At 56.1% G+C, this 26,818-nt stretch carries 19 protein-coding genes, 1 tRNA gene and 1 other RNA gene; 18 read left to right on the top strand and 3 right to left on the bottom strand.

What is annotated here, in order from left to right:
• Positions 1–92 precede the first annotated feature (92 nt).
• Positions 93–1,109: a LacI family DNA-binding transcriptional regulator gene (locus M8Q36_RS05005; RefSeq protein WP_249880198.1), complete on the bottom strand. Its 1,017-nt coding sequence runs from the start codon at positions 1,107–1,109 to the stop codon at positions 93–95.
• Between the two features lie 190 nt (positions 1,110–1,299).
• On the opposite strand from M8Q36_RS05005, the gene M8Q36_RS05000 reads away from it, so the two are divergent.
• Positions 1,300–3,630, top strand: coding sequence for a molybdopterin guanine dinucleotide-containing S/N-oxide reductase (locus M8Q36_RS05000; protein WP_283945936.1), 2,331 nt, complete (start codon positions 1,300–1,302; stop codon positions 3,628–3,630).
• Here M8Q36_RS05000 and M8Q36_RS04995 read toward each other — a convergent pair.
• Positions 3,593–4,039: an N-acetyltransferase gene (locus M8Q36_RS04995; protein WP_175273639.1), complete on the bottom strand. Its 447-nt coding sequence runs from the start codon at positions 4,037–4,039 to the stop codon at positions 3,593–3,595. The two genes, M8Q36_RS05000 and M8Q36_RS04995, sit on opposite strands and share 38 nt — an antisense overlap.
• Positions 4,020–4,598: a DNA-3-methyladenine glycosylase I gene (gene tag, locus M8Q36_RS04990; RefSeq protein WP_249880197.1), complete on the bottom strand. Its 579-nt coding sequence runs from the start codon at positions 4,596–4,598 to the stop codon at positions 4,020–4,022. Before tag ends, M8Q36_RS04995 begins: the two co-directional genes overlap by 20 nt.
• A 148-nt stretch (positions 4,599–4,746) precedes the next feature.
• Here tag and M8Q36_RS04985 point away from each other — a divergent pair, with 148 nt between their 5' ends.
• From M8Q36_RS04985 to bcsD, 17 genes are all read left to right on the top strand, one after another.
• Positions 4,747–5,436, top strand: coding sequence for an autotransporter outer membrane beta-barrel domain-containing protein (locus M8Q36_RS04985; protein WP_249880196.1), 690 nt, complete (start codon positions 4,747–4,749; stop codon positions 5,434–5,436).
• Between the two features lie 242 nt (positions 5,437–5,678).
• Positions 5,679–6,881 carry an L-lactate MFS transporter gene (locus tag M8Q36_RS04980; RefSeq protein WP_249880195.1) on the top strand — a complete coding sequence of 401 codons (1,203 nt, stop codon included), beginning with the start codon at positions 5,679–5,681 and terminating at the stop codon, positions 6,879–6,881.
• A 115-nt stretch (positions 6,882–6,996) separates the two neighbouring features.
• Positions 6,997–7,428, top strand: coding sequence for an organic hydroperoxide resistance protein (locus M8Q36_RS04975; RefSeq protein ID WP_007369567.1), 432 nt, complete (start codon positions 6,997–6,999; stop codon positions 7,426–7,428).
• A gap of 215 nt (positions 7,429–7,643) precedes the next feature.
• Positions 7,644–9,326 carry a kdo(2)-lipid A phosphoethanolamine 7''-transferase gene (gene eptB / locus M8Q36_RS04970; RefSeq protein WP_249880194.1) on the top strand — a complete coding sequence of 561 codons (1,683 nt, stop codon included), beginning with the start codon at positions 7,644–7,646 and terminating at the stop codon, positions 9,324–9,326.
• 91 nt (positions 9,327–9,417) lie between these two features.
• A tRNA-Pro gene (locus tag M8Q36_RS04965) sits at positions 9,418–9,494 on the top strand.
• 36 nt (positions 9,495–9,530) lie between these two features.
• Positions 9,531–9,663, top strand: a non-coding RNA gene (locus M8Q36_RS04960) — RtT sRNA.
• A 676-nt stretch (positions 9,664–10,339) separates the two neighbouring features.
• Complete coding sequence (dppA, locus tag M8Q36_RS04955) at positions 10,340–11,947, top strand: dipeptide ABC transporter periplasmic-binding protein DppA (RefSeq protein WP_249880193.1); 1,608 nt, start codon at positions 10,340–10,342, stop codon at positions 11,945–11,947.
• A gap of 108 nt (positions 11,948–12,055) precedes the next feature.
• Positions 12,056–13,075, top strand: a complete 1,020-nt coding sequence (gene dppB / locus M8Q36_RS04950) for a dipeptide ABC transporter permease DppB (RefSeq protein ID WP_017458244.1) — start codon at positions 12,056–12,058, stop codon at positions 13,073–13,075.
• A gap of 9 nt (positions 13,076–13,084) precedes the next feature.
• Positions 13,085–13,987 (top strand): dipeptide ABC transporter permease DppC, encoded by a 903-nt coding sequence (gene dppC, locus M8Q36_RS04945; protein WP_249880192.1) that lies wholly within the window; start codon positions 13,085–13,087, stop codon positions 13,985–13,987.
• A 10-nt stretch (positions 13,988–13,997) separates the two neighbouring features.
• On the top strand, positions 13,998–14,981 hold the full coding sequence (gene dppD / locus M8Q36_RS04940) for a dipeptide ABC transporter ATP-binding protein (RefSeq protein WP_020455681.1): 984 nt from the start codon (positions 13,998–14,000) through the stop codon (positions 14,979–14,981).
• Positions 14,978–15,991: a dipeptide ABC transporter ATP-binding subunit DppF gene (gene dppF, locus M8Q36_RS04935; RefSeq protein WP_017458247.1), complete on the top strand. Its 1,014-nt coding sequence runs from the start codon at positions 14,978–14,980 to the stop codon at positions 15,989–15,991. Before dppD ends, dppF begins: the two co-directional genes overlap by 4 nt.
• A 629-nt stretch (positions 15,992–16,620) precedes the next feature.
• On the top strand, positions 16,621–17,133 hold the full coding sequence (bcsO, locus tag M8Q36_RS04930; protein ID WP_249880191.1) for a cellulose biosynthesis protein BcsO: 513 nt from the start codon (positions 16,621–16,623) through the stop codon (positions 17,131–17,133).
• Positions 17,124–17,927, top strand: coding sequence for a cellulose biosynthesis protein BcsQ (bcsQ, locus tag M8Q36_RS04925; RefSeq protein ID WP_249880190.1), 804 nt, complete (start codon positions 17,124–17,126; stop codon positions 17,925–17,927). The genes bcsO and bcsQ overlap by 10 nt, the downstream gene beginning before the upstream one ends.
• Before the next feature lie 15 nt (positions 17,928–17,942).
• Positions 17,943–20,054, top strand: a complete 2,112-nt coding sequence (bcsA, locus tag M8Q36_RS04920; RefSeq protein ID WP_249880189.1) for a UDP-forming cellulose synthase catalytic subunit — start codon at positions 17,943–17,945, stop codon at positions 20,052–20,054.
• Complete coding sequence (bcsB, locus tag M8Q36_RS04915; RefSeq protein ID WP_249880188.1) at positions 20,051–22,336, top strand: cellulose biosynthesis cyclic di-GMP-binding regulatory protein BcsB; 2,286 nt, start codon at positions 20,051–20,053, stop codon at positions 22,334–22,336. The genes bcsA and bcsB overlap by 4 nt, the downstream gene beginning before the upstream one ends.
• Before the next feature lie 14 nt (positions 22,337–22,350).
• Positions 22,351–26,334, top strand: a complete 3,984-nt coding sequence (locus tag M8Q36_RS04910) for a cellulose biosynthesis protein BcsC (protein WP_249880187.1) — start codon at positions 22,351–22,353, stop codon at positions 26,332–26,334.
• A complete protein-coding gene (gene bcsD / locus M8Q36_RS04905; RefSeq protein ID WP_249880186.1) occupies positions 26,334–26,813 on the top strand; it encodes a cellulose biosynthesis protein BcsD in 480 nt (159 codons plus the stop codon). The genes M8Q36_RS04910 and bcsD overlap by 1 nt, the downstream gene beginning before the upstream one ends.
• The last annotated feature ends 5 nt before the right edge of the window (positions 26,814–26,818 follow it).

The following is a 26,818-nucleotide window of genomic DNA, read 5'->3' as shown; positions in this document are numbered from 1 at the left end:
TTCTCGCTTTCGTATATCTTTAACGCTAGATGGAACCGGTTCCAAAGAAAAGACCGCTGTGCCGGAATTATGATCGTCATCACGAAGGATATTTAACGCGCTGTGGAACCGCGAACGATCAGTTCGCCGGAAAAAACCTGTTCACGAACGGTGTCGCTGTAGCCTTCAATGCGCCGTACGACTTGCTCGACGGCGGCAAAGCCTATTTGCCAGGTCGGTTGTTTAAGGGTGGTGATGCCAACGCCTGCTAACTCGGCCCACTCCAGTTCATCAAAACCGAGCAGACCAATGTCGCTGCCCCAGTTCAGGCCGATACGTTTTAGTGAACGCGCTACTTGCAGGGTGAGTGCGCCGTTGGCGGAGATCACGGCTTTGCGCATTCCCCGGTGGCTGGCGTGGAACTGGCGCAGGGTATTATCGAGCTGCGCGGCTTCATGCAGCACAATTTCGGCGTTTTCCGCCACCATGCCGGGGTAACGGGCAAGCGTTGCGCGAAACGCGGCCAGCCGTTCTCGGCGGGTATTCACCGAGCCCAGCGGTTCACTCAGGAACAACAGCGCTTCGAAGCCCTGTTCAATCAGGTGCTCGGTGGCGGTGGTGGCAGCCTGGGTGTTGTCCAGCCCAACCACATCGCAGGCGAAGTCGGGAATTTTGCGGTCAATCAGCACCATCGGCAGCGAGGATTGTTGCAGCCGGTTTAGCCCCTCTTCACGCATCCCTACAGCGTTAACCACAATGCCCTCCACCTGGTAACTGCGCAGCAGGTCGAGATAATGCAGCTCCTGATCCACTTCGTTGTTGGTGTTACACACCAGCGGCGTGAACCCTTTTTCGCGACAGGCGGCTTCAATGCCGCTCAGCACATGCACCGAATAGGGGTTGGTGATGTCAGCAATGATCAGGCCAATCAAACGGGTGCGGCCGCGCTTTAACCCACGTGCCATCAGGCTTGGGCGATAGTCGAGATCGGCCACCGCCTGCTCGATACGCGCCAGCAACGCGGCGGAAAGCAGATGTTTTTCACCATTCAGATAGCGTGAAATACTGGTTTTTCCCGTTTTTGCCGCTTTCGCGACATCGCTGATTGTTGGCCGCGCCGTTTTCGCCATGGTTGCTTCCCTCACCGTGAATGGTTGCCCACACCTTAGCGCGAAATAGCGCGCAATCAAGCACTAAGCGAGGCTTATCACCCGCAGTGTGAGCGTAATGACGTTTAATTCTTTGCTATCGCGCTGCTGCTGTGGATGATAGAGCGCAAAACAAAATCGACACCACCTGCAACCTATCCAGGAGCACGCGTTGGCAAACTCTGCAATCAAAACTGTTCTCACGGCTGCCCACTGGGGGCCGATGCTGGTCGACACCGATGGCGAAAAGGTGCTCGCTTCGCGCGGCGCGCTGCCGACGCGTCACCCCAACTCACTGCAAACCGTTGTGCAGGATCAGGTCCACAGCCCAACGCGCGTGCGCTACCCGATGGTGCGTAAAGGTTTTCTCGCTTCACCTTCCAGCCCGCAGGGTGTGCGCGGCCAGGATGAATTTGTGCGCGTGAGCTGGGATGAAGCGCTGGCGTTGATTCATCAGCAGCACCAGCGCATCCGTGAAACTTACGGCCCCTCGTCGATTTTCGCCGGTTCTTATGGCTGGCGTTCCAACGGCGTGCTGCACAAAGCGGCGACCTTGTTACAACGCTATATGAGCCTTGCCGGAGGGTATACCGGGCATCTGGGCGATTACTCTACTGGTGCGGCGCAGGCGATCATGCCGCATGTCGTCGGCGGCAACGAAGTGTATCAGCAGCAAACCAGTTGGCCGCTTATCCTCGAACACAGCGAAGTGGTGGTGCTGTGGAGCGCTAACCCGCTTAACACGCTGAAAATAGCCTGGAACGCTACCGACGAGCAGGGCATTCCCTATTTCGATGCGCTGCGCAAAAGCGGTAAGCGGGTGATCTGCATCGATCCGATGCGTTCGGAAACCGTTGATTTCTTTGGCAATAGCATGGAGTGGATTGCGCCACACATGGGAACCGACGTCGCGCTGATGCTCGGTATTGCGCATACGCTGGTGGAAAATGGCTGGCAGGATGCGGATTTCCTCGCCCGCTGCACTGTCGGTTATGACACGTTCGCGGCTTACCTGACCGGCGAGCGTGACGGCGTGGCAAAAACCGCCGAGTGGGCCGCAGAGATTTGTGGCGTTACTGCCGACAAAATTCGCGAACTGGCGGCACTTTTCCACGAAAACACCACCATGCTGATGTCCGGCTGGGGAATGCAGCGCCAGCAGTTCGGCGAGCAAAAACACTGGATGCTGGTAACGCTGGCGGCGATGCTGGGACAAATCGGTACGCCCGGTGGCGGTTTTGGTCTCTCTTACCATTTCGCCAATGGCGGCAACCCAACGCGCCGTGCTGCGGTGCTGGCCTCAATGCAGGGCACGGTGAAAGATGGCATTGACGCGGTGGATAAAATCCCCGTTGCGCGCATTGTCGAAGCGCTGGAAAACCCCGGCGCGCCGTATCAGCACAACGGTATGGACAGGCACTTCCCGGATATTCGCTTTGTCTGGTGGGCGGGCGGTGCAAACTTTACCCATCATCAGGATACCAACCGCCTTATTCGCGCCTGGCAAAAACCGGAGCTGGTGGTGATTTCCGAATGCTTCTGGACGGCGGCGGCGAAACACGCGGATATCGTGTTGCCGGCGACCACCTCGTTTGAACGTAACGATCTGACGATGACCGGTGATTACAGCAACCAGCATCTGGTGCCGATGAAGCAGGTCGTCGCGCCGCAATATGAAGCACGCGATGACTGGGAGGTGTTTGCCGAGCTGAGCGAACGCTGGGAAGTGGGCGGCCGCGAGCGTTTTACCGAAGGCAAAAACGACCTGCAATGGCTGGAGACTTTTTACAACATTGCTGCCGAGCGCGGTGCCAGCCAGCAGGTGACGTTGCCGCCGTTCGCCGAGTTCTGGCAGGCGAACCAGCTTATTGAAATGCCGGAGAGCGAGCAGAATGCGCGCTTTGTTCGCTTTGCGGATTTTCGCCGCGATCCGCAAGCCAACCCATTGAAAACGCCGAGCGGAAAAATCGAAATTTTCTCCGAGCGGATTAACAGCTTCGGTTATGCCGATTGTCCGCCGCATCCAATGTGGCTGGAGCCGGATGAATGGCACGGCAACGCACAACCGCAGCAGTTACAGGTGTTGTCTGCGCATCCGGCGCATCGCCTGCACAGCCAGCTTAACTATTCCCGCTTACGGGAAACGTATGCTGTTGCCGGTCGCGAACCTGTCACGCTGCATCCTGCGGATGCGAAAGCGCGCGGGATTGTCGCGGGGGATGTGGTGCGCGTGTGGAACCAACGCGGGCAGGTACTGGCGGGCGCGGTGGTAACCGATGGGATTAAACCTGGCGTGATTTGCATTCACGAAGGCGCGTGGCCGGATCTTGACCCTGCGGCGGGCGGCATCTGTAAAAACGGCGCGGTGAATGTGCTCACCAAAGATCTGCCCAGCTCACGGCTGGGCAATGGTTGCGCCGGGAATACGGCGCTGGCATGGGTAGAGAAATATCAGGGTCCGGCGCTTACGCTGACGGCGTTTGATCCGCCTGCCAGTTCATGATCCACGTCGGGTGGCGGGTTTCCTCCTGCCAGGCGCTATCTTCGATACGAAAGCCCTGAGCATGGTAGAAATTCACTGCCCGCACGTTTTTCTGATACACCTCAAGACTTAGCCAGTTAAAGCGCTGTTTGGCGTGATCCATCAGCGCTTTGCCAATGCCGCGACCAATGGCGGCGGGGCGCACAAACAGCGCTCCGATAAACTGCGCGTCCATCACACTGATAAAGCCTTGCAGCTCGCCGTTCTCTTCCCAGACCCAGGTTTTTGCCACCGGCAAATACGCGTCGCGCACCAGCGCTTCGCTGTCCTGCCAGTAGCGCACATCAATAAACGGATGGGCAAAGCTTGTGCTCTCCATCCACAGCGTGAGCAGCGGCGACAGATCCTTGCTACGCCACGCGCGGATCATGCTTTCCTCCGGGATGACAGAAACAGCCGGTAATATGGTCGTTGACCAGCCCGCACGCCTGCATAAATGAGTAACAAATGGTGGTGCCGACAAATTTGAAGCCGCGTTTTTTCAGCGCTTTTGATAACGCATCTGACGCCGGAGTGGAGGTGGGGATTTCCGCCAGCGTGGCGGCCTGGGTGAGTTGCGGGGTGTTATCAACAAAACCCCAGACAAATTCTGAAAATGGCTCGCCGTTTTGCGCCATCGCCAGATAGGCGCGGGCGTTGCTGATGATGGCTTCAATCTTGCCGCGATGACGAATAATGCCGGCGTCTTGCAGCAACATTTCTACCTCTTCGGCGGTCATTGCCGCGACGCGTTCAGGCTCAAATTGATGGAAAGCTTTGCGGTAGTTTTCCCTTTTTTTCAAAACGGTAATCCACGATAACCCCGCTTGTTGCCCCTCGAGGCAGATCATCTCGAACAGCTTTTTACCGTCCTTTTGCGCCACACCCCACTCGGTATCATGGTAAGCGAGATAAAGCGGATCCTGAGTAACCCAACCACAACGCTGCATATCCTTACTCCGTCTGTGATATGTAAAATAAACCTCTGCCTGTCTTGACGCACACCCCAGAAAGACAATATTTATTAAAGGGTCTTGACCCTAACAAACAACGATAACAATTACGCCGAATTCGGCTCTTCTCTGGAGTCGCAACTTGATGAAAATAAACCGCAGTGGCCTTTCGCTGGTGCTGCTGCCTGCTTGTCTGCTTTTTTGCCAGACGGCAGCGGCCTGGCAACAAGAATACAGTGGCAGCGACAAACTGAATGTGACCGCCGAACGCTACACCTGGGATAGCGATCGGCAGCCGCGTTATAACGACATTCTTGAAGAGCGCATCCGCTCGACGCAAAACTTGCCCGGCGTGGCGTTTAATCTGCCCGATGAAACCCCGCTGGATTCCATCAGTACTATGAGCATTGGCCTGAATATTCCGCTGGCGAGCAGCGTGACTACCGGCCCGGTTGCGGTGTGGCATTACGATGGCTCAATGACCTCAATGTATAACGAATTTGGCGACAGCGCGACCACCATGCAGTACAGCGATCCGCTGTGGCACGCCAGCGTGAGCTCGCTCGGCTGGCGCGTGGATAGCCGCTTTGGCGATCTTCGCCCGTGGGCGCAAGTCAGTTTCAACCAGCAGTTTGGCGAAAATGTCTGGAAGAGTCAGTCCGGGCTTTACCGCTTAACTGCCGCCAACCAATACGGCAACTGGATGGATGTGACCCTCGGCGCGGACATGCTGTTGAATCCGCATCTGGCGGCTTACGCGGCAATGTCGCAGTCGGAAAATGCCACCGTTGGGCAAAATTATCTCTACAGTATGGGCGTAAGCGCACGTTTCTGATCTCTATTTAAAACAAACTTTTTACACTTAAGAAACAATCCCCGCGCGTTTTATCGCGATAGTATGTACTAACTCACATTTACGATTCGGCGCGTGACGTGTTGCCCGTGCCATTCATTCCCGCTTACGTGCATTTCATTCCTTCTGACGCGCATTTCATGCCTTTTTTAACCAGGCGTGAAATGCGCTTCGTTATTGTTGTCGGCAGTGAATTCCTTCTCTTTCTTTGCAGGACGACTGCCATGAATACACCATCTGCTAATCGCACTCGCTGGCTGACACTGTTCGGCACCATTATTACGCAGTTTGCCTTAGGGTCTGTTTATACCTGGAGCCTGTTTAATAGCTCGCTTTCCGAAAAACTGGGGGAGCCGGTAAGCCAGGTGGCTTTCTCGTTTGGCCTGCTGAGCCTTGGTCTGGCGCTCTCTTCTTCTGTCGCCGGGAAATTACAGGAACGTTTTGGTGTTAAACGCGTCACTATCGCTTCCGGTCTGCTATTGGGGCTGGGTTTCTTCCTGACCGCGCACTCCAGCAACCTGCTGATGTTGTGGCTGAGCGCCGGTGTGTTGGTCGGTGTGGCGGATGGCGCAGGTTACCTGCTGACGCTTTCCAATTGCGTGAAGTGGTTCCCGGAGCGCAAAGGGCTGATCTCCGCGTTCTCCATCGGTTCTTACGGCCTTGGCAGCCTGGGTTTTAAATTTATCGACAGCCAACTGTTAGCCAGCGTCGGCCTGGAAAGTACATTTATGATCTGGGGCGCGATTGTACTGGTGATGATCGTTTTTGGCGCGATGCTGATGACCGATGCGCCGCTGCAAAAAGTGACCACTGCAAACGGTGTAGTAGAAAACGACTTCACGCTGGCGCAATCCATGCGTAAACCGCAGTACTGGATGCTTGCGGTGATGTTCCTGACCTCCTGCATGAGCGGCCTGTATGTGATTGGTGTGGCGAAAGATATCGCACAGGGCATGGTGCATTTAGATTCGCTGACAGCAGCAAGTGCGGTGACCGTGATTGCCATCGCTAACCTGAGTGGACGTCTGGTGCTGGGCGTGTTGTCTGACAAAATTTCCCGCATCCGTGTAATTACGCTGGGCCAGGTGATTTCTCTGGTCGGTATGGCGGCGCTGCTGTTCGCACCGCTGAACGCCATGACCTTTTTCGCCGCTATCGCCTGCGTAGCGTTTAACTTTGGCGGTAATCTCACCGTGTTCCCGTCGCTGGTGAGCGAGTTCTTCGGCCTGAACAATCTGGCGAAAAACTACGGCGTGATTTATCTGGGCTTCGGTATCGGCAGTATCTGCGGGTCGATTATTGCTTCGCTGTTTGGCGGCTTCTATGTCACCTTCTGCGTCATCTTCGCCCTGCTGATTGTTTCTCTGGCGCTCTCTACCACTATTCGCCAGCCGCAACGCCGCGTTTACAAAGAAGCGCACGCCTGAAAGTAAAATTGTGCAGAAACCGCCGCAATGTCGGCGGTTTTTCTGTATCTGCCGCACACTCCCGCCAGAGCGACTATCCTTATTGGTCAGGTTCTACCTACTAAAGGAGTCTCAAATGTCTTTAGAAAAAGTGGTTTATCGTGCGAAAGCGAAAGCAACCGGGGGCCGTGATGGTCGTGCAACCTCCTCTGATGGCGTGCTGGATGTGAAGCTGGGTGTGCCAAAAGAGATGGGCGGCGCGGGCGGTGAAGTGACCAACCCCGAGCAGCTTTTTGCCGCAGGTTACTCCGCCTGCTTCCTTGGAGCGCTGAAACATGTTGCGTCGGTAGAGAAAAAGAAAGTACCGCAAGATGCCTATATTGAAGGGCAGGTAGGCATTGGCCCGTTGCCGACCGGTTTTGGTATCGAAGCGCAGCTGGATATTCACCTGCCAGGCATGGATCACCAGGAAGCGGAAGCGCTGGTACAGAAAGCGCACATCGTTTGTCCGTATTCGAATGCGACTCGCGGCAATATTGATGTGAAGCTCAACGTGATCACCTCCTGATAGCCCATTTCTGTTACGGTTTTCTGACCCCGGCCATATTTTTTTGTAAATATATGGCCGGTTAGCACTTCCTCATGACACTTTTTCCCGCCGCTATGGTCTACTTAGCGCGCTTTAGGAGTTTCCGGGAAAAACTTCCTGCGCGACTTATCACCCTGCGGACGTTAGCGAATAACGCTCGCCAGGTGTTTTTTTCTTCCTTCAGAGTTGCTTGCATGACTTTTATCAAAGCGATGACGCAGCAGAAGCTGAGCTTCCTGCTGGCGATATATATCGGTCTGTTTATGAATAGCGCTGTGTTCTACCGTCGATTCGATGGTTACGCACAAGCGTTCACCGTTTTGAAAGGACTCTCTGCGGTTGTTGAGCTCATTGGTACAGTGCTGGTCACCTTCTTTTTGCTACGCCTTTTGTCGCTGCTGGGCCGCCGGGTTTGGCGTGTGCTGGCGTCGCTGGTGGTTATTTTCTCCGCCGCCGCCAGCTATTACATGACGTTTCTCAACGTGGTGATTGGTTACGGCATTATCGCTTCGGTGATGACCACGGATATCGATCTCTCCAAAGAGGTGGTGGGCTGGCAGCTTATCGTGTGGGTGGTGCTGGTCAGCGCCCTGCCGTTGCTTTCCATCTGGAGTAACCGCTGTCGGGACACATTGCTGCGCCAGTTGAGTACGCCGGGCGCACGCATTCGCAGCGTGAGCATCGTGCTGCTGGCCGGTTTAATGGTCTGGGGACCGATTCGCCTGCTCGATTTGCAGCAGAAAAACTCGGAGCGGACGTCCGGTGTCGATATGCCGAGCTACGGCGGCGTGGTGGCAAACTCTTATCTGCCGTCGAACTGGCTTTCAGCGCTGGGCTTGTATGCCTGGGCGCAGGTGGATGAATCGTCCGATTACAAATCGCTGATCAACCCGGCGAAAAAATTTACCTATGTCGCGCCGAAAGATATCGATGACACCATGGTGGTGTTTATCATCGGCGAGACCACGCGCTGGGATCATATGGGGATGCTGGGCTATTCCCGCGATACCACGCCGAAACTGGCGCAGGAGAAAAACCTGGTGGCGTTCCGTGGTTACTCCTGTGATACCGCGACCAAGCTCTCTCTGCGCTGTATGTTTGTGCGTGAGGGTGGGGCGGATGATAACCCGCAGCGCACGCTGAAAGAGCAAAACGTCTTTGCGGTACTGAAACAGCTCGGCTTCTCCAGCGATTTGTATGCTATGCAGAGCGAGATGTGGTTCTACAGCAACACCATGGCCGACAACATTGCCTACCGCGAGCAGATTGGCGCTGAGCCGCGCAACCGCGGGAAAAACGTTGATGACATGCTGCTGATTAATGAGATGCAGGCTTCTCTGGATAAAGGCACTCCCGGTAAGCGCTTGATTATTATGCATACCAAAGGCTCGCACTTTAACTACACGCAGCGCTATCCGCGCAGCTTTGCGAAATGGACGCCAGAGTGTGTGAGCGTGGATGATAAGTGCAGTAAGGAAGAGCTGATTAACTCCTTCGATAACTCGGTGACATATGTTGATCATTTTATTGATACGGTGATTGATAAGGTGCGCGATCGCAAAGCGATTGTGTTCTATGCGGCCGATCACGGTGAGTCGATCAATGAGAAAGAGCATCTGCACGGTACACCGCGCAAAATGGCACCCCCGGAGCAATTCCGCGTGCCGATGATGGTCTGGATGTCGGACAAATATTTGCAGGATCCGCAGAAGGCGCAGATGTTCGCGCAGCTCAAGCAGCAGGCGGCATTTAAAACGCCGCGCCGCCATGTTGAGCTGTACGACACCATCATGGGATGCCTGGGTTATACCTCGCCGAATGGCGGGATTAATGAGAACAACAACTGGTGCCATTTGCCGTCGCAGACGGCGAAATAAGCCGCTTGCTGGCTTTATCACCAGTCAGTTAGCTTTTTTACACGAAGGGATTGACGGGGCATGTCGGCGGCAGTAAGATGCGCCCCGCATTCGGTGATTGGCGCAGCCTGGTAGCGCACTTCGTTCGGGACGAAGGGGTCGGAGGTTCGAATCCTCTATCACCGACCAAATTCAAAAAAGCCCAACCGCAAGGTTGGGTTTTTTGCTTTCTGCGCCCGAAAGAGGAGTCGAACCTCCGGGGGCAGAGGTTCGACTCGAGCGTAGCGAGAGAACGTTGCTTCAGCAACGGCCCGAAGGGCGAGCCACGCAGTGGCGAGTCATCCTCTATCACCGACCAAATTCAGAAAAACCCAACCGTAAGGTTGGGTTTTTTGCTTTCTGCGCCCGAAAGAGGATGAGAACCTTCCAAAAAAGAGAGACAACACGAAGAGCAAAACCTGCAATTTCATCCGAAATCTCCCTTATCCCCATTTCCCGCTGCCAGTTCACTGTTTTGTGCGATATTTCATTGTATTTTTTTATATATGTTTGAATCTTTTTTCGCGTTGCTTATGGATAGAGGCAGCATTTTCACCTGTGCGTTTTAACGTTCGCGGCATTAATCGCTCAGATATTCAGCATTTCGCAAGAATTTTTTCATTATCTGCATGAATGTTAATCACTGATTACGGAGAATTAATAAGCGCATTATTCTGGCATCTTGCCGCTAGCACAAATTTCCCTGCTGAAAACAGGTGCCTGAAGTTTTTTTTAACTTTGTTTACCGATTCTCACCGTCGTTGTAAATCCCGGTTACCTGTATTGACGTTTTGACATTCTGTTGACAGATTGTAGGGCGTGAGGGGCATTTCAAGGAGAATCTGTACTGCAACTCAGTCAACCTTGTGAAAGGAATCCCCATCTCTCATAACGCCTTCGGGCACAACCGACCAGACCGGGTAAAAATCTAATAAAGGGCTGTCGGATATACCCACTGCATGGGTAACAACACATATCACATTGGAGCAGAATCAATGAGTATTTCCTTGAAGAAGTCAGGGATGCTGAAGCTCGGTCTTAGCCTGGTGGCAATGACCGTCGCGGCTAGCGTGCAGGCTAAAACCCTGGTTTATTGTTCTGAAGGCTCGCCTGAAGGCTTTAACCCACAGCTTTTCACCTCTGGTACCACTTACGATGCCAGCTCCGTGCCAATCTATAACCGCCTGGTAGAATTCAAAACTGGCACCACGGAAGTGATTCCGGGTCTGGCTGAGAAGTGGGATATCAGCGCCGATGGCAAAACCTACACTTTCCACCTGCGTAAAGGCGTGAAGTGGCAGGACAACAAAGATTTCAAACCGACGCGTGAATTCAACGCCGATGATGTCGTCTTCTCCTTCGATCGTCAGAAAAACGATCAGAACCCGTACCACAAAGTTTCTGGCGGCAGCTACGAATACTTTGAAGGCATGGGTCTGCCGGACCTGATTAGCGAAGTGAAGAAAGTTGACGACAACACCGTTCAGTTCGTGCTGACTCGCCCGGAATCACCGTTCCTGGCTGACCTGGCGATGGACTTCGCGTCCATTCTGTCCAAAGAGTATGCAGACAACATGCTGAAAGCGGGCACGCCGGATAAAGTTGACCTGGACCCGATCGGTACTGGTCCGTTCCAGCTGCTGCAATACCAAAAAGACTCCCGCATTCTGTACAAAGCGTTTGAAGGTTTCTGGGGCACCAAGCCGAAAATCGATCGCCTGGTCTTCTCCATTACGCCTGACGCGTCAGTACGTTATGCCAAACTGCAGAAAAACGAGTGCCAGGTTATGCCGTACCCGAACCCGGCTGACATCGCGCGTATGAAGCAGGACAAAAACATTAACCTGATGGAACAGGCTGGCCTGAACGTCGGTTACATGTCCTTCAACACCGAGAAAAAACCGTTTGATGACGTGAAAGTGCGTCAGGCGCTGACTTACGCGGTGAACAAAGAAGCGATCATCAAAGCGGTTTACCAGGGCGCGGGCGTTGCGGCGAAAAACCTGATCCCGCCGACCATGTGGGGCTATAACGACGACGTTAAAGACTACACCTACGATCCTGAGAAGGCGAAACAGCTGCTGAAAGAAGCCGGCCAGGATAAAGGCTTTACCGTTGAGCTGTGGGCAATGCCGGTACAGCGTCCGTACAACCCGAACGCTCGCCGTATGGCCGAGATGATTCAGGCTGACTGGGCGAAAGTGGGCGTACAAGCCAAAATCGTTACCTATGAGTGGGGTGAATACCTGAAGCGCGCGAAAGCGGGCGAACACCAGGCGGTAATGATGGGCTGGACCGGCGATAACGGGGATCCGGATAACTTCTTCGCGACCCTGTTCAGCTGCGCAGCGGCTAAAGACGGTTCCAACTACTCTCGCTGGTGCTACAAGCCGTTTGAAGATCTGATTCAACCGGCGCGCGCCACCGACGACCACAACAAGCGTATTGAACTGTACAAACAGGCTCAGGTTGTGATGCATGACCAGGCTCCGGCGCTGATCGTCGCTCACTCCACCGTTTACGAGCCAGTGCGTAAAGAAGTCAAAGGCTATGTGGTTGATCCGTTAGGTAAACACCACTTCGAAAACGTGTCTGTTGAATAATAAACACGGTGCCTTTTCCCTCTCCCCTCTGGGGAGGGGGAATTTACATTTGTGAGCAATACAGACGCGCCGTCGCCAGGCGTAGCGTCACTACTGAGAATCCGGGTTATGTTGCAGTTCATTCTCCGACGTTTGGGGCTGGTTATCCCAACGTTTATCGGTATCACCCTTCTCACCTTTGCCTTTGTCCATATGATCCCCGGCGACCCGGTAATGATCATGGCGGGTGAGCGTGGTATCTCTCCTGAGCGTCACGCCCAGTTGCTGGCCGAGCTTGGTCTCGACAAGCCGCTGTGGGAGCAATACGTCAACTATGTGTGGGGCGTACTGCATGGTGATTTAGGCATGTCGCTGAAAAGCCGTCTTCCGGTGTGGGACGAGTTCGTACCGCGTTTTAAAGCGACGCTGGAACTCGGCATCTGCGCCATGATTTTTGCGGTGGCCGTAGGCATTCCGGTGGGCGTAATGGCCGCTGTGAAGCGCGGCTCCATCTTCGATCACACCGCCGTGAGCCTCGCGCTGACCGGTTACTCCATGCCTATCTTCTGGTGGGGCATGATGCTGATTATGCTGGTTTCGGTACAACTGAATCTGACCCCGGTTTCCGGGCGCGTCAGCGATATGGTGTTCCTCGACGACAGCAACCCATTGACCGGCTTTATGCTGATTGATACCGCCATCTGGGGCGAGGACGGGAACTTCATCGATGCCGTTGCGCACATGATCCTGCCCGCCATCGTGCTCGGTACGATTCCGCTGGCGGTGATTGTGCGTATGACGCGCTCGTCGATGCTGGAAGTGCTGGGTGAAGACTATATCCGCACTGCGCGCGCGAAGGGGCTGACCCGTATGCGCGTGATCATCGTTCATGCCCTGCGCAACGCCATGCTGCCGGTGGTGACGGTGATCGGCTTGCAGGTCGGCACACTGCTGGCGGGCGCGATCCTGACGGAAACCATCTTCTCCTGGCCGGGTCTGGGGCGCTGGTTGATTGATGCACTGCAACGCCGCGACTATCCGGTGGTGCAGGGCGGGGTACTGCTGGTCGCGACGATGATTATCCTCGTCAACCTGCTGGTCGACCTGCTTTACGGCGTGGTGAACCCGCGTATTCGGCATAAGAAGTAAGGGGCCATCATGTCACAAGTCACTGAAAATAAAGTTGTCTCCGCACCGGTGCCGATGACCCCGCTGCAGGAGTTCTGGCACTATTTCAAACGCAACAAAGGCGCGGTGGTCGGGCTGGTTTATGTGGTGATCATGCTGATCATCGCCGTGTTCGCCAACTTCCTCGCCCCGCACAACCCGGCGGATCAGTTCCGCGATGCGCTGCTTGCGCCGCCGGTCTGGCAGGATGGCGGCACCTGGTCGCACATCCTCGGTACCGATGACGTTGGCCGCGATACGCTGTCGCGCCTGATGTTCGGCGCACGTTTGTCGCTGCTGGTCGGCTGTTTAGTGGTGGTGTTGTCGCTGATCGCCGGGATTATCCTCGGTCTGGTCGCCGGTTACTTCGGCGGCGTTATCGACAACATCATTATGCGTATCGTCGACATCATGCTGGCGCTGCCGAGCCTGCTGCTGGCGCTGGTGCTGGTGGCTATTTTTGGCCCGTCGATAGTTAACGCCTCGCTGGCGCTCACCTTCGTGGCCCTGCCGCATTATGTGCGTCTGACGCGCGCGGCGGTGCTGGTGGAAGTGAACCGCGATTACGTCACCGCTTCCCGCGTGGCGGGCGCAGGCGCGATGCGCCAGATGTTCGTCAATATTTTCCCTAACTGCCTTGCGCCGCTGATTGTTCAGGCGTCGCTTGGTTTTTCCAACGCCATTCTCGATATGGCCGCCCTTGGCTTCCTTGGCATGGGTGCGCAGCCGCCAACGCCGGAGTGGGGCACCATGCTCTCCGACGTGTTGCAGTTCGCACAAAGTGCCTGGTGGGTCGTGACCTTCCCGGGTCTTGCGATCCTGCTGACGGTGCTGGCATTTAACCTGATGGGTGACGGCCTGCGTGATGCGCTCGACCCCAAACTGAAGCAGTAAGAGGCTCGAGATGGCGTTATTAAATGTAGATAAGTTATCGGTGCATTTCGGCGACGTTGGCTCCGAATTCCGCGCCGTAGACCGCGTAAGCTATAGCGTAAGCCAGGGCGAAGTGGTCGGCATCGTTGGTGAGTCCGGCTCCGGTAAATCGGTCAGTTCGCTGGCGATTATGGGGCTGATTGATTTCCCGGGCCGCGTGATGGCGGAAAAACTGGAGTTTAACGGTCAGGATCTGAAACGCATTTCGGAAAAAGAGCGCCGCAGCCTGGTGGGTTCCGAAGTGGCGATGATTTTCCAGGATCCGATGACCAGCCTGAACCCGTGCTACACGGTCGGTTTCCAGATTATGGAAGCCATTAAGGTGCATCAGGGCGGGAATAAGAAAACCCGCCGTCAGCGGGCGATTGACCTGCTGAACCAGGTGGGTATTCCCGATCCGGCTTCGCGTCTGGATGTTTACCCGCATCAGCTTTCCGGCGGTATGAGCCAGCGCGTGATGATTGCGATGGCGATTGCCTGCCAGCCGAAGCTGCTAATTGCAGACGAACCGACAACCGCACTGGACGTGACCATCCAGGCGCAGATCATCGAGCTTTTGCTGGAATTGCAGCAAAAGGAAAACATGGCGCTGATCCTGATCACGCACGATCTGGCGCTGGTGGCGGAAGCGGCGCACAAAATCATTGTGATGTATGCAGGCCAGGTGGTGGAAACCGGCGAAGCGAAGGATATCTTCCGCGCGCCGCGTCATCCCTACACGCAGGCGCTTTTACGTGCGTTGCCGGAGTTTGCGCAGGATAAAGCGCGTCTGGCCTCGTTGCCGGGCGTGGTGCCGGGCAAATATGACCGCCCGACTGGCTGCCTGCTGAACCCGCGCTGCCCGTATGCCACGGACAAATGCCGCGAGCAGGAGCCGGAACTGAACACCGTCGATGGCGGGCGTCAGTCCAAATGTCACTACCCACTCGATGACGCCGGGAGGCCGACACTATGAGTACGCACGAGGCCACCTCGCAACAACCGCTGTTGCAGGCTATCGACCTGAAAAAACACTACCCGGTGAAGAAGGGGCTGTTTGCCCCGGAACGCCTGGTAAAAGCGCTGGACGGCGTGTCGTTCACCCTTGAGCGCGGCAAAACGCTGGCGGTGGTGGGCGAATCCGGTTGTGGTAAATCCACGCTGGGTCGCCTGCTGACGATGATTGAAACCCCGACCGGCGGTGAACTTTACTACCAGGGGCAGGATTTGCTGAAGCACGATCCGCATGCGCAAAAGCTGCGTCGGCAGAAAATCCAGATCGTCTTTCAGAACCCGTACGGTTCGCTGAATCCGCGTAAAAAAGTGGGACAGATCCTCGAAGAGCCGCTGCTGATCAACTCGTCTCTCAGCAAAGAGGCGCGTCGGGAAAAAGCGCTGGCGATGATGGCGAAAGTCGGCCTCAAAACCGAACATTACGACCGTTACCCGCATATGTTTTCTGGCGGTCAGCGCCAGCGTATCGCTATCGCCCGTGGTCTGATGTTGGATCCGGATGTGGTGATCGCCGATGAACCGGTTTCGGCGCTGGATGTTTCCGTGCGTGCGCAGGTGCTGAACCTGATGATGGATCTGCAGCAGGATTTGGGGCTCTCTTACGTCTTTATTTCGCACGACTTATCGGTGGTTGAGCACATTGCCGATGAAGTGATGGTGATGTATCTCGGCCGCTGCGTGGAGAAAGGCACCAAAGAGCAGATTTTCTCCAACCCGCGTCATCCGTACACCCAGGCGCTGCTTTCCGCGACGCCACGCCTGAACCCGGACGAGCGCCGCGAACGTATCAAACTGACCGGCGAGCTGCCAAGCCCGCTTAATCCGCCGCCGGGCTGCGCGTTTAACGCCCGTTGCAGCCGTCGTTTCGGCCCTTGCACGCAGTTGCAACCGCAGTTGAAAGACTACCGCGGGCAACTGGTGGCTTGCTTCGCCGTCGACCAGGATGAAAACGGCGAAAAACCGCACGTTTAATCCCCACGTTATGCCTGGTGGCCCGGCGTTTACCGGATCTACGCAGTGTTGTAGGTCCGGTGATGGTGGTGCCATCAGGCATTATCGTTGCTGGCCTTTCCTTATAAACATTCCTGTTGTATTTAGAAATTTCCAAAAATAGCCGGCCATGTCGTGGTGAAATAATTTCAACGGGAATAATGAGTTGGAGAAATACTCCGTTTTAATACCATTCTAAATATTTCCAGATATTTCATATAGTAATATAAAATTAACAACAATTTAAAGGGTGATAGCGTATTTGTCTTTTTATCTATTTAAAAAAGATATTATAACTAAGTGATTTATCTTAAGTATGAATGTTGCCGGGTGATTTTTGTTTAATCGCGTCATTTACACTTTAATAGATTTCGCGTGAAAAAAAGATGGCGCATCTATAGCCAATGTTTATATATTTGCTGAAATTAAACAGCGTTTTAGCCCTACTAAACTTTGGCACGTAAAACCAGGCTGAAAACCATCGCTGAAGTAAGACTTCGTACCCGCGTAAAACCGCACCGCCACAATTAAAACCTATCACTTGATGCTATCAGGACACCAATCCTGACGGTGGTGGACGCAATTTTATTTTGTAAATCATGAGAATAACTATGGGTCATTACGATGATTTGCAGAGGTTTAAGGATAAGACTCGCAATCAGAAGCACGATTTTAAAGATCTCTCTGCACAGAACCTCGCACAAGACCAGAGCAGTTGGGCAATCATTAATCAACTTTCTCCCGCCACGGATGAATCCATGCTGGCGATGGGCGGTCATGTGTCACTGCCTGTCCCGCAATCCGTCGATCCTGCGCTTTTTGCCGCGCAAGAGCTTGCTGCGACGGTGGATGAGGTTGTGCCTGCACCTGCGCCAACAACCTCTCTGCTAAAAGACGTCGCCAGCCAGCTCGATGCAGTGGCTCCGGCGTTCAACGCCGCCGCCTACGCGCCTGCGCCTGCAAGCGTTGCACCGGTTATGCAGATGCCATCGCCTGCAAATCCTTCTTCGGCCCCTGTCAGCTATGCCCGGCTTTTCGCGGCGAAAGTGGCGGAGGAGAAGCCCCGCGCGGAAAAAAATCAGCCCTTACTCTCGTTGTTAGAAAGGATCGCTTCATGCCGTTGATTTGTGTGTGTTCGCCGAAAGGCGGTGTCGGAAAAACGACCCTGACGGCAAACCTGGCCTACGCCCTTGCCCGCGCAGGCAGCAAAGTGCTGGCGCTTGATTTTGACGTACAAAACGCGCTGCGTTTGCATTTCGGCGTACCGCTGTCGGACGGGCGTGGGTATGTGGCGCGCGCGGCGGATTCCTCCGACTGGAGCCAGTTTGTGCTCACCGTGGGCGGCAATATTTTCGTGCTGCCGTATGGTGATGTCACGGAAGCGCAGCGCGTCGCCTTTGATGAGCGTTTAACCAATGACGAGCATTTTCTGACGCGCGGCCTGAATACGCTGCTCAACTATCCGGGCTTGATTATCGTTGCCGACTTTCCTCCGGGGCCGTCTGCGGCGCTGAAAGCAATGTCGCGACTTGCGGATGTGCATTTAGTCACGCTGCTGGCCGATACCGCCTCGCTCTCACTGCTGCCGTATATCGAAAATAACCGTCTTACCGGCGATGTGCTGAACCGCAAAGCGGGTCACTACTTTGTGGTCAACCAGAGCGATAACCGTCGGCAAATCAGCCGCGATGTTACCGCGTTCATGGAACAACGTCTGGGCAATCAACTGCTTGGTGTGTTGCATCGCGATGAAAGCGTCGCTGAAGCCAATGCTTCTCAGCAGTCGGTATTTGATTTCAGCCCGGCGTCCGCTGCGGCGTTCGATATCGAATTGATTGCTAAACGGGTCGCCGGAATTTTGGGCGTCAAAATCGGTGACGGCACGGTACACAACTCACCACGCATGTCAGGCTTCTAACGCTTCGGGCAACGTATGAAAAAGTTTCTCTCTATTTTGCTGGTTCTGGCAGTGCTGCCTGTTGCCCTGTTGGTGGTGATCACGCCCATGGACAGCCAAAAACAGTACATTTTTGGCCTGATCAGCATCGGCATTCTCTGTTTAATGGGCTTGAGCAAAAAGCGCAGCATTTCGGTGATCATGGTGGTGATGTCGGTGCTGCTCTCAACGCGCTATATCTATTTTCGCCTGACACAAACCCTGCACTTTAATTCCGAAATTGAAACCATCCTCGGTATGGGGCTGTTTCTCGCGGAACTCTATGTCTGGGTAATGCTGCTGCTCAGCTACCTGCAAACGGTCTGGCCGTTGAAACGCGAACTCGTACAGTTGCCGGATGATATGGAGCTGTGGCCGACGGTCGACGTCTATATCCCGACCTATAACGAACCGCTGGATGTGGTGCGCGATACGGTGCTGGCTGCGCAGTGCATGGATTACCCGTGCGATAAGATGAAAATCTATCTGCTCGACGACGGCAAACGCAGTGAATTCGCCGTGTTTGCCGCCGACGCTGGTGTCGGCTACATCACCCGCAACGATAACGCGCACGCCAAAGCCGGTAACCTCAACCATGCGATGAAACTCACCAATGGCGAGCTGATTTGCGTTTTTGACTGCGACCACGTCGCGACGCGCATCTTCCTGCAGGCCACGGTTGGTGGTTTCCTGAAAGACCCGAAACTGGCGCTGGTGCAGACGCCGCACTATTTCTATTCGCCCGATCCGTTCGAGCGTAACCTCTCTGTCGGGCGCAATATCCCCAACGAAGGGGCGCTGTTTTACGGCCCCATTCAGCGCGGCAACGACAACTGGAACGCCACCTTCTTCTGCGGTTCGTGCGCGGTGATCCGCCGTAGCGCGCTGGAAGAGATTGGCGGTTTTGCCGTGGAAACGGTCACCGAAGATGCGCATACCGCCCTGAAAATGCAGCGTCTCGGCTGGGGTTCGGCGTTTATTGATATTCCGCTGGCCGCAGGCCTGGCGACCGAGCGTCTGGTGCTGCATGTGATCCAGCGAACCCGCTGGGCGCGCGGTATGACGCAGATTTTCCGTCTCGATAACCCGCTGTTTGGCCGTGGGCTGACCATCCAGCAGCGCCTGTGTTACCTGAGCGCGATGCTCTATTACCAGTTTGCATTGCCGCGCATTGCCTTTGTCACCGCGCCGCTGGCATACCTGCTGTTTAACCTGAATATTATTCACTCTTCGGCCAGTCTGGTATTTGCCTACGCGCTGCCGCACCTGTTCCTGGCGGTGTACGTTAACTCACGGCTGAATGGCCGCTTCCGTTACAGCTTCTGGGGCGAGATTTATGACCTGGTGATGGCGTTTCACATTGCGCTGCCGACCGTGGTAACCATGCTGTTTCCCAAACGCGGCAAGTTTAACGTCACCGACAAAGGCGGGCTGCTGGATGTCGGCTATTTCGACTTCAGCGTGGTGCGCCCGCATTTGATCATTGCCTTGCTGCTGGCAGCGGGCGTGGTCGCCGGGATTGTCCGCGCCTGCGCGCATGACTACTTTGGGGTTGATCCGCGCGTTATTGTGCTGAACGTTGGCTGGGGCTTGTATTGCCTGATCTTCCTGCTGGCGGCGATTGCCGTTGCGCGCGAAACCCGCCAGACCCGCAAAACCATCCGTATTGATGTCGATATCCCGGTGCTTATCCACTACGCCAGCGGGATCACGTCGCGCAGCCAGACGGCGGATTTGTCGATGGGCGGCTGCCGTATCGTGGCCCCGGACGATCGTCATCTGACTGATGAAATCGAAGCGATTGAACTGCTGCTGCAATCCGGCGCGATCACGATTCCGGTGCAAACCGTCGCCAGCGACGAGCAGCATATCCGCCTGATGTTCGACGATATTCCGCTGTCGCGCCGCCGTGAACTGGTGCGCGTGGTGCTCTCCCGCGCCGATGCGTGGATCCACCCGCCAAAGCCGCAGGACAACCCGTTCCGCTCCCTGTTGACCATTGTGCGTTGCGTCTTTGACCTCTTCTGGCTGACGTGGAAATCACGCCGCGAAAACCGCCGTTTACGCGCGCAGCATGCGGCAAAAGTTGCGCAGGAGGAGAGCGTATGAAACGGCTAACCACACTTGCGGTACTGCTCGGCGCGCTGTTTATCGCGCCGTTACACAGTGAAGAAACGACGGTTGAATCGCTGCTGCCGCTGGATCTGCCGCCGCCAACGATAGCGCAATCCACGCCGACATTTGTGCCTTCGGTGATGAGTAGTGTCAGCATCGCGCAGATGGGCCAGCCGCAAGGGATCACCCTCAGCGGCGGGCAATTCCAGGGCGGCGTTGATTTTACCCTGCCGCTCGACCAGGTAATGACCAGCGCCCGGCTGGCGCTCAACCTGCGCATCTCCCCGGCGCTGGCGGCGCGTAACGCCACCATGCAGTTGATGCTCAACGGCCAACCGCTCGGCACTGTGCCGCTGACGGCGACCGACAGCGATCTGGCCCGTTACCAGCTTGATATTCCCGCTGCGCTGATGGTCTCCAGTAACAGCCTCAGCTTTAAGATTAACGATGGCGACGCCATGCAGTGTCAGCGCGACCTGAGTGACAAATACCGTGTCACTATCCTGCCGGATTCGCGTTTTGAACTGGAAGGGCAGCAACTGGATATCGGCGCGGATCTGAGCCATTTTCCGCGCCCCTTCTTTGACAGCATGCAGATGTCACCGGCGGCGATTGCGGTAGCATTCGCGTCAAAGCTGAGCCCGGATACCATTAGCGCCGGGGCACTGATCGCCTCGTGGCTGGGGATTCAGGCCGATTATCGCGGCGTTTCGTTCGCGGCCTACCATGACCGACTGCCGGAAAAAAACGGCATTCTGATTGGTCACCCCGGCGAGCAAATTGGTGGTTTAACACTGCCGCAAACCAGCCAGCCGCTGTTGAAAATTATCGATAACCCGGCGAACCCGGTTTACAAACTGCTGCTGGTGGTGGGGAAAGACGAAAGCGAATTACGCGCGGCGGCATGGCGTTTAACGCGCGGCAACTTTGCGAAGCAAACCCCGGCGGTGGATGTCGATGCCCAGACGATCCCGTTGAGCAAACCGTACGATGCGCCGCGCTGGATCCCAACCGATCGTCCGGTGAAGTTATCGGAGCTGATCCGTAAAGATCAAAGCCTGACCGCTACCGGGATCTGGCACCCGCCGTTGCAGGTAGCGTTCCGCGCCGCACCCGATCTGTTCTTGTGGGACGGTGAAACCATCCCGCTGCATATTGGTTACCGTTTCCCGACGGAGAACTGGATTGACGAACAACGTTCGTGGCTGAGCATGACCCTGAACGACACGTTCCTGCACAACCTGCCGGTCAATAAGCAGGGGGCGCTGGAGACGCTGTGGCACAAACTCGGTGGCGATGCGCGTCAGGAGCAGTTTGATATGCCGCTGGAGCCGTACATGATTTACGGCGACAACCAGCTTTCGCTCTATTTCAACATCGTGCCGAAAAAGGACGCGCCGTGCAGCACTTTGCTGAATAACAACATTAAAAGTCGCATTGATGACGATTCGTGGATCGATCTCAGCCACACCCGCCACTTTGCGCTGTTGCCGAATCTTTCCTATTTCGTCGGGGCTTCTTTCCCGTTTACCCGCCTGGCGGATTACTCAGAAACGGTACTGATGCTGCCGGTTAACCCCAGCGAAACGCAGATCGCCACGCTGTTTGATATGGCGGCACGCTCAGGCAATGCCACCGGAACCGCGCTCGGTCACAACCGCGTGGTGTTTGGTGTACCGACCGGCGGCAGTTTTCTTGAGCTGCTGCGGGATCGCGATGTGCTGGCGGTAAGCGGTATGGATCAGCATGACTTTAACCGTGCGCTGCTGGCGAATTCGCCGTTTGTCACCCACGACAGCACGCTGGGCGTGCGTGAGCCTTCCAGCTGGCAGAAAGTGCAGCGCTGGATAGCGGGCGACTGGGCGGCAGAAGGGCTGGAAGCCGATCGCTACTTCTCTTCCAATGAAGCGTGGCGCGGCTTTATCAGTTTCCGCTCGCCATGGAACGATGCCCGACTGGTGGTGCTGGCGCTTGGCAGCAACGACGAGCAGTTATCGCATCTGCATGACGATCTGGCTTCGGCAAAAATCAACGCCGGTATTCGCGGTGACGCCGCCATCATCACCAATGAAAATGGCGTGCGCAGCTTCCGCGTCGGCGAACAGTTCCCCAGCGGCGAAATGCCGCCCCATCTGAAAATTGTCTGGTACGCCAACCAGCACTCGGCGCTGCTGGCGATCCTGAGCCTGCTGGTCGGGTCGCTGGTGGGGGGAATGGTGTATCGCATGCTTAAAAAACGCGAGCGTAAACGTCTGGATGCGGGGAACAGCAAGTGAAAAGGGTGACAATAATGCCTAAAAAAACCGCCCGTCGGCTGACAACAATTTGCCTCTCCGGCGCGCTGACGCTGGCGACCTCTGGCATCGCGCAGGCCGCACCAAATGATGCGGCGCTCAAGGCGCTGTTTGATCAGGCGAACTACTGGCACGAAAAATCCCACGACGACCTGGCGATGGAATCGCTCAAAAAGGTGTTAATGGTCGATGCTAATAACACTCAGGCGATGTACCTGATGGCGCTGTGGGCGCAGCAAAATGGCGATTTGCAAACCGCCGCGCAGTGGCGAGCCAGGCTGGCGAAAACCGCGCCGGACGATAGCGGTTTGCAGGCGCTGGATAACGCAAAACAGCTGGCGCAGGTGCCGCAAGGGCAGTTAACACTTGCCCGTCAGCAGGCGCGCAGCGGCAATGTTCCGGCGGCGCTGGAAACCTGGCGCAGCCTGTTCAATGGCGACACGCCGCCGCCGAGCCTCGCGCCGGAATACTATTTGACGATGGCGGGCGATAAAGCGCTCTACCCGCAGGCGCTGGCGGAAATTCAGCGCTTTGTCGCCCAGCATCCGCAGGACAATGCCGCCCGCGTGGCGCTGGGCAAGATGTTGACCTGGCGTGAAGCGACGCGCCGCGACGGGATTTTGCTGCTGGAGCAGATGGCCAGCGGCAATAAAGAAGCGGATGAAGGGCTGCGTCAGGCGCTGCTGTGGCTTGCGCCGCAGGCTGGCGATGAACGTTTTTACGATACCTGGTTGCAGCGCCATCCGCAGGATAGCGAGATCCAGGCGTATTACCGTAAAAATATCGGTGGCAGCGCGAAAGGTGCCGGTTTTACTGCGCTGAATAGCGGCGACAGCAATGCCGCAAAACGTCAGTTTGAGCAGGTACTGCAAACCAACCCGGAAGACGCCGATGCGCTGGCGGGCATGGGTTATATTGCCCAGCGCAACGGTGATTACCAGGCGGCGGCACAGTATCTGAACCGGGCGGCGAGTCAGGGCGGCGAGGCTTCAGCAGAACGCAAAGCGCAGGCGGAAGACGCCGCGTTTTATGGCCAACTGGCGCAGGCGCAGCAAGCGTTAAAAACGGGCAATGTCAGCCAGGCGCTGGCACTTTCCGCGCCGCTGGCGCAGCAGAGCGGTGAGCGCGGCACCGCCGCCAAACTGTTCCGCGCCGATGTGCTGCGCCAGAACAAAGATTATCCGCAGGCGGAACAAGCGCTGCGCGAGCTCCTCAACGAGCAACCGCAGAATGCGCCGGCGCGGGAAAATCTCTACTACGTGCTGCGCGATCAAAACAAAGCGGCAGAAGCGCAAAGCCTGCTGCGCACGTTACCGGCGAGTTTGCAGGAAAAACTGCAACCGCGCGTGGTGACGGGGACGCCTGGCGACCCGCTGCGTCGGCAGGCGCAACAACTGGCAGCCAGCGGAAATACCTCGCAGGCCATTGCCGTGCTGCGCCAGGGCGTGGCGCGTCTGCCGGATGATCCGTGGTTGCGCCTTGATTTGGCGCGTTTGCTGCAACAAGCGGGTCAGGAAAATGAAGCCGCGAACGTGATGCTGCCCGCGCAAAATCCACGAGCCGGAGCCAGCTCACTGTATGCAGCCGCGCTGTTCGCCAGTGAAAATGGCGGCTGGCAACAGGCCAGTTCGCTGCTGTCACGTATTTCGCCGGCCAGCCAGAACGGCCAGATGCGCGACCTGGCGCAGCGGGTTAATTACAACCTGCAAATGGCGACCGCTGAGCGCTACCTCGCTCAGGGCAATATGACGGCGGCAGCCAATACCCTGAAAGCGCTGGCGGCCACACCGCCGAAAAGCCCGGTCGATGCCGGGAAACTGGCGCGAATGCTGGCGCAGACGGGCGATACCACCACCGCCGTCGCGCTGGTGCGTGAAAGTATGAAACAGGGCGTGCAGGGCAACATCGGCGATTATGCCGATCAGGTTGCGGTGCTGAACCAGGCGGGGCTTAACCAGGAGGCGCAGGCCTTTGTTTCCCGCCCGGACGTGCAGGCGCGCAGCACGCCAGCCCAGCTTGCCGGGGTGCGTAATGGTTATGTGATCAACGAAGCGGATCAACTGCGTGAGCAGGGCAATTATGCCGCCGCGTATGACAAGCTGATCCGCGCGTTGCAAAACGACCCGCAGAACACGGATTTGATGTTCGCAATGGGGCGTTTGTATCAGTCCGGCAAGATGAACAAAGAAGCGGGCGTGCTGTATGACTACCTGATGACGCGCGACAGCGAAGATCAGGCGGCGCGCGTCGGCGCGATTGATGTCGCGCTGGCGGAAAATAACGTCGATAAGGCGCAAACCTTAGCCAACGGCCTGCGCAGTAATAATTCACCGGATCGCTTGTTGCTGCTGGCGCGACTGGAAGAGGCGAAAGGCAATCATCAGCAGGCGATGACCTATCTGCGCAGCGCGCGCGGTAAGCTGGTGGGGCTGGAGTCGAACAACAGCGCGGCAACGCCGACAATCGGCGGCGTGTTGCTGGCGGATAACCCGTTTACTACCACCAGTAAAAGCGCAGCGCCGCAGTCGCTGTATGGCCAAACGCTGCCGTGGCAAGTTGCGCAGGTGGCACACGAACCGGGCAGTAATTTGCCGGGCACCACGCGTACCGATCTGCCGGTCGAAACGGCGCAAACGCGAACACTGCGCCAGGTCGACGACATGATGCAGCAGATGAACGAGAAAACCGGCATGTGGTTGCAGGGTGGCGTGGAAATTCGTGGCCGCGACGGGGAAAACGGCACCAGCAAGCTGACGGAAGCCAAAGCGCCGCTCACCTGGTCCAGTTCACCGTTTGGCGATGCACGCTTTGAATTTACCGCCACGCCGGTTTCGCTCAGTTCCGGCAGCGCTTCAGGCGATTCATGGCGGCGTTATGGCGCGAACCCGCTGGCGAATGGCGTGAGCAACATTGCGGCCTCGATTAAAAACGCCAACCAATCCACGGCAACCGACGGCAGCGATAAATTTACCGATCTCGCCGGTTATGCCGATGCCAGCAAATTGTCGCCGTTTACCGAAACGGGTTACGACAATCTCACTTCGCTGCTGTCATCGAGCCGTTTGCAGAGTTTGAGCGCGTCAAACTATAAGACCAACTATAGCGATCCGATTAAGTCTTCCACCGATTCGCAAAACGCCAGCGGCGTGGAACTGAATATGGCGCTGAGCGGCGACAGCTATAAGCTGGATATCGGCAGCACGCCGCTGGGGCAGGATTTAACCTCGCTGGTGGGCGGCGTGAAGTGGTCGCCGAAACTGACCAATTACCTGACGCTTATCCTTACCGGCGAGCGTCGCGCGGTGACCGACAGTTTACTGTCTTACATTGGGCTGCGGGACGCTTACTCCGGCGAGCGCTGGGGGCAGGTCACTAAAAACGGCGGCAGCATACAGTTGAGCTACGACGACGGTGACGCGGGGTTCTACATTGGCGGCGGCGGATACAGCTATCTCGGCAAAGATGTGGCGAGCAACACCAGCGTGAACGCCAATGCCGGGGTTTATCTGCGTCCGTGGCGCGACGATTTCCGCCAGTTACAGGCGGGGCTGAACGTTGGCTGGATGAACTACTCGAAAAACCTCAGTTACTTCACTTACGGCCAGGGCGGTTACTTCAGCCCGCAGAACTACGTGAGCGTGTCGCTGCCGGTTGATCTGTCGCAGAAAATTGATAACTGGAAACTCAGTATTGGCGGCGCGGTGGGCTACCAGTCCTATACGCAGGACAAGAGCAATTACTTCCCGACAGAACCGGAAGCGCAGAAGATGCTGCAACAGCTCGCCGATATGGGCTTTGTGAAAGAGGCGCAGTACCAGGGCGGTTCGCAGAATGGCATTGGCTATAACTTCCATGCCGGGCTCGATTACAACGTGAATAAAAATATGTCGGTAGGTGGGAAAGTCGGTTATGACACCTTCGGCAGTTACAACGAAAGCACTGCCGGGATTTGGCTCCGGTACATGCTGGGGGATAAATAATGACAACCAACACTGCTAACACGCTGCTGCTTGGCTATTTCCAGCAACAGCAAACGCCGCCGGGCTGGTTTGATTTGCTGAGCGTGATGATTGACGGCATGGTGAGAAACGTCGGCGAAGCGGAAAGCCTGCCGTTCCTGCGCCAGATGGGTGAAGCGTTAGCGGACCGTGTACCGCTTCCGGCCTCGGCGACGGTCGGCGAGCTGGAAGCGAATATTAATGCGCAACTGGCGGTGTTCAACTGGGGGTTTATTGATATCGAAACCACGGAACACGGCATGGCGTTTCGCCATCAGGCGCTGCCGGTGGCGCGTGAAGAGGCCTACCAGACCCGCTGGTGCTATGCGTTTTGCGCCATTCTTGAAGGGCTTTATTCGCGCTGGCTGCGAAGCCAGGGCGGTGAGGCGAGCCTCGTGTTTACCCGCGAAAGGCTCTATTCTGTGGCGGATGTTCTCTTCCGTTACGCTAACCCACAGTGAGTTTG

It is taken from the genome of Kosakonia sp. R1.Fl, from assembly GCF_023516815.1.
Lineage (GTDB): Bacteria > Pseudomonadota > Gammaproteobacteria > Enterobacterales > Enterobacteriaceae > Kosakonia.
Note: the sequence above shows the minus strand (reverse complement) of the source record. Positions and strands in the feature narration are given on the sequence as shown.

Excerpts from the sequence above, each read along its gene's own strand:
- M8Q36_RS05005 (WP_249880198.1), bottom strand. The coding sequence starts at position 1,109 with ATGGCGAAAACGGCGCGGCCAACAATCAGCGATGTCGCGAAAGCGGCA.
- M8Q36_RS04995 (WP_175273639.1), bottom strand. The coding sequence starts at position 4,039 with ATGATCCGCGCGTGGCGTAGCAAGGATCTGTCGCCGCTGCTCACGCTG.
- tag (WP_249880197.1), bottom strand. The coding sequence starts at position 4,598 with ATGCAGCGTTGTGGTTGGGTTACTCAGGATCCGCTTTATCTCGCTTAC.
- M8Q36_RS04985 (WP_249880196.1), top strand. The coding sequence starts at position 4,747 with ATGAAAATAAACCGCAGTGGCCTTTCGCTGGTGCTGCTGCCTGCTTGT.
- M8Q36_RS04980 (WP_249880195.1), top strand. The coding sequence starts at position 5,679 with ATGAATACACCATCTGCTAATCGCACTCGCTGGCTGACACTGTTCGGC.
- M8Q36_RS04975 (WP_007369567.1), top strand. The coding sequence starts at position 6,997 with ATGTCTTTAGAAAAAGTGGTTTATCGTGCGAAAGCGAAAGCAACCGGG.
- eptB (WP_249880194.1), top strand. The coding sequence starts at position 7,644 with ATGACTTTTATCAAAGCGATGACGCAGCAGAAGCTGAGCTTCCTGCTG.
- dppA (WP_249880193.1), top strand. The coding sequence starts at position 10,340 with ATGAGTATTTCCTTGAAGAAGTCAGGGATGCTGAAGCTCGGTCTTAGC.
- dppB (WP_017458244.1), top strand. The coding sequence starts at position 12,056 with ATGTTGCAGTTCATTCTCCGACGTTTGGGGCTGGTTATCCCAACGTTT.
- dppC (WP_249880192.1), top strand. The coding sequence starts at position 13,085 with ATGTCACAAGTCACTGAAAATAAAGTTGTCTCCGCACCGGTGCCGATG.
- dppD (WP_020455681.1), top strand. The coding sequence starts at position 13,998 with ATGGCGTTATTAAATGTAGATAAGTTATCGGTGCATTTCGGCGACGTT.
- dppF (WP_017458247.1), top strand. The coding sequence starts at position 14,978 with ATGAGTACGCACGAGGCCACCTCGCAACAACCGCTGTTGCAGGCTATC.
- bcsO (WP_249880191.1), top strand. The coding sequence starts at position 16,621 with ATGGGTCATTACGATGATTTGCAGAGGTTTAAGGATAAGACTCGCAAT.
- bcsQ (WP_249880190.1), top strand. The coding sequence starts at position 17,124 with ATGCCGTTGATTTGTGTGTGTTCGCCGAAAGGCGGTGTCGGAAAAACG.
- bcsA (WP_249880189.1), top strand. The coding sequence starts at position 17,943 with ATGAAAAAGTTTCTCTCTATTTTGCTGGTTCTGGCAGTGCTGCCTGTT.
- bcsB (WP_249880188.1), top strand. The coding sequence starts at position 20,051 with ATGAAACGGCTAACCACACTTGCGGTACTGCTCGGCGCGCTGTTTATC.
- M8Q36_RS04910 (WP_249880187.1), top strand. The coding sequence starts at position 22,351 with ATGCCTAAAAAAACCGCCCGTCGGCTGACAACAATTTGCCTCTCCGGC.
- bcsD (WP_249880186.1), top strand. The coding sequence starts at position 26,334 with ATGACAACCAACACTGCTAACACGCTGCTGCTTGGCTATTTCCAGCAA.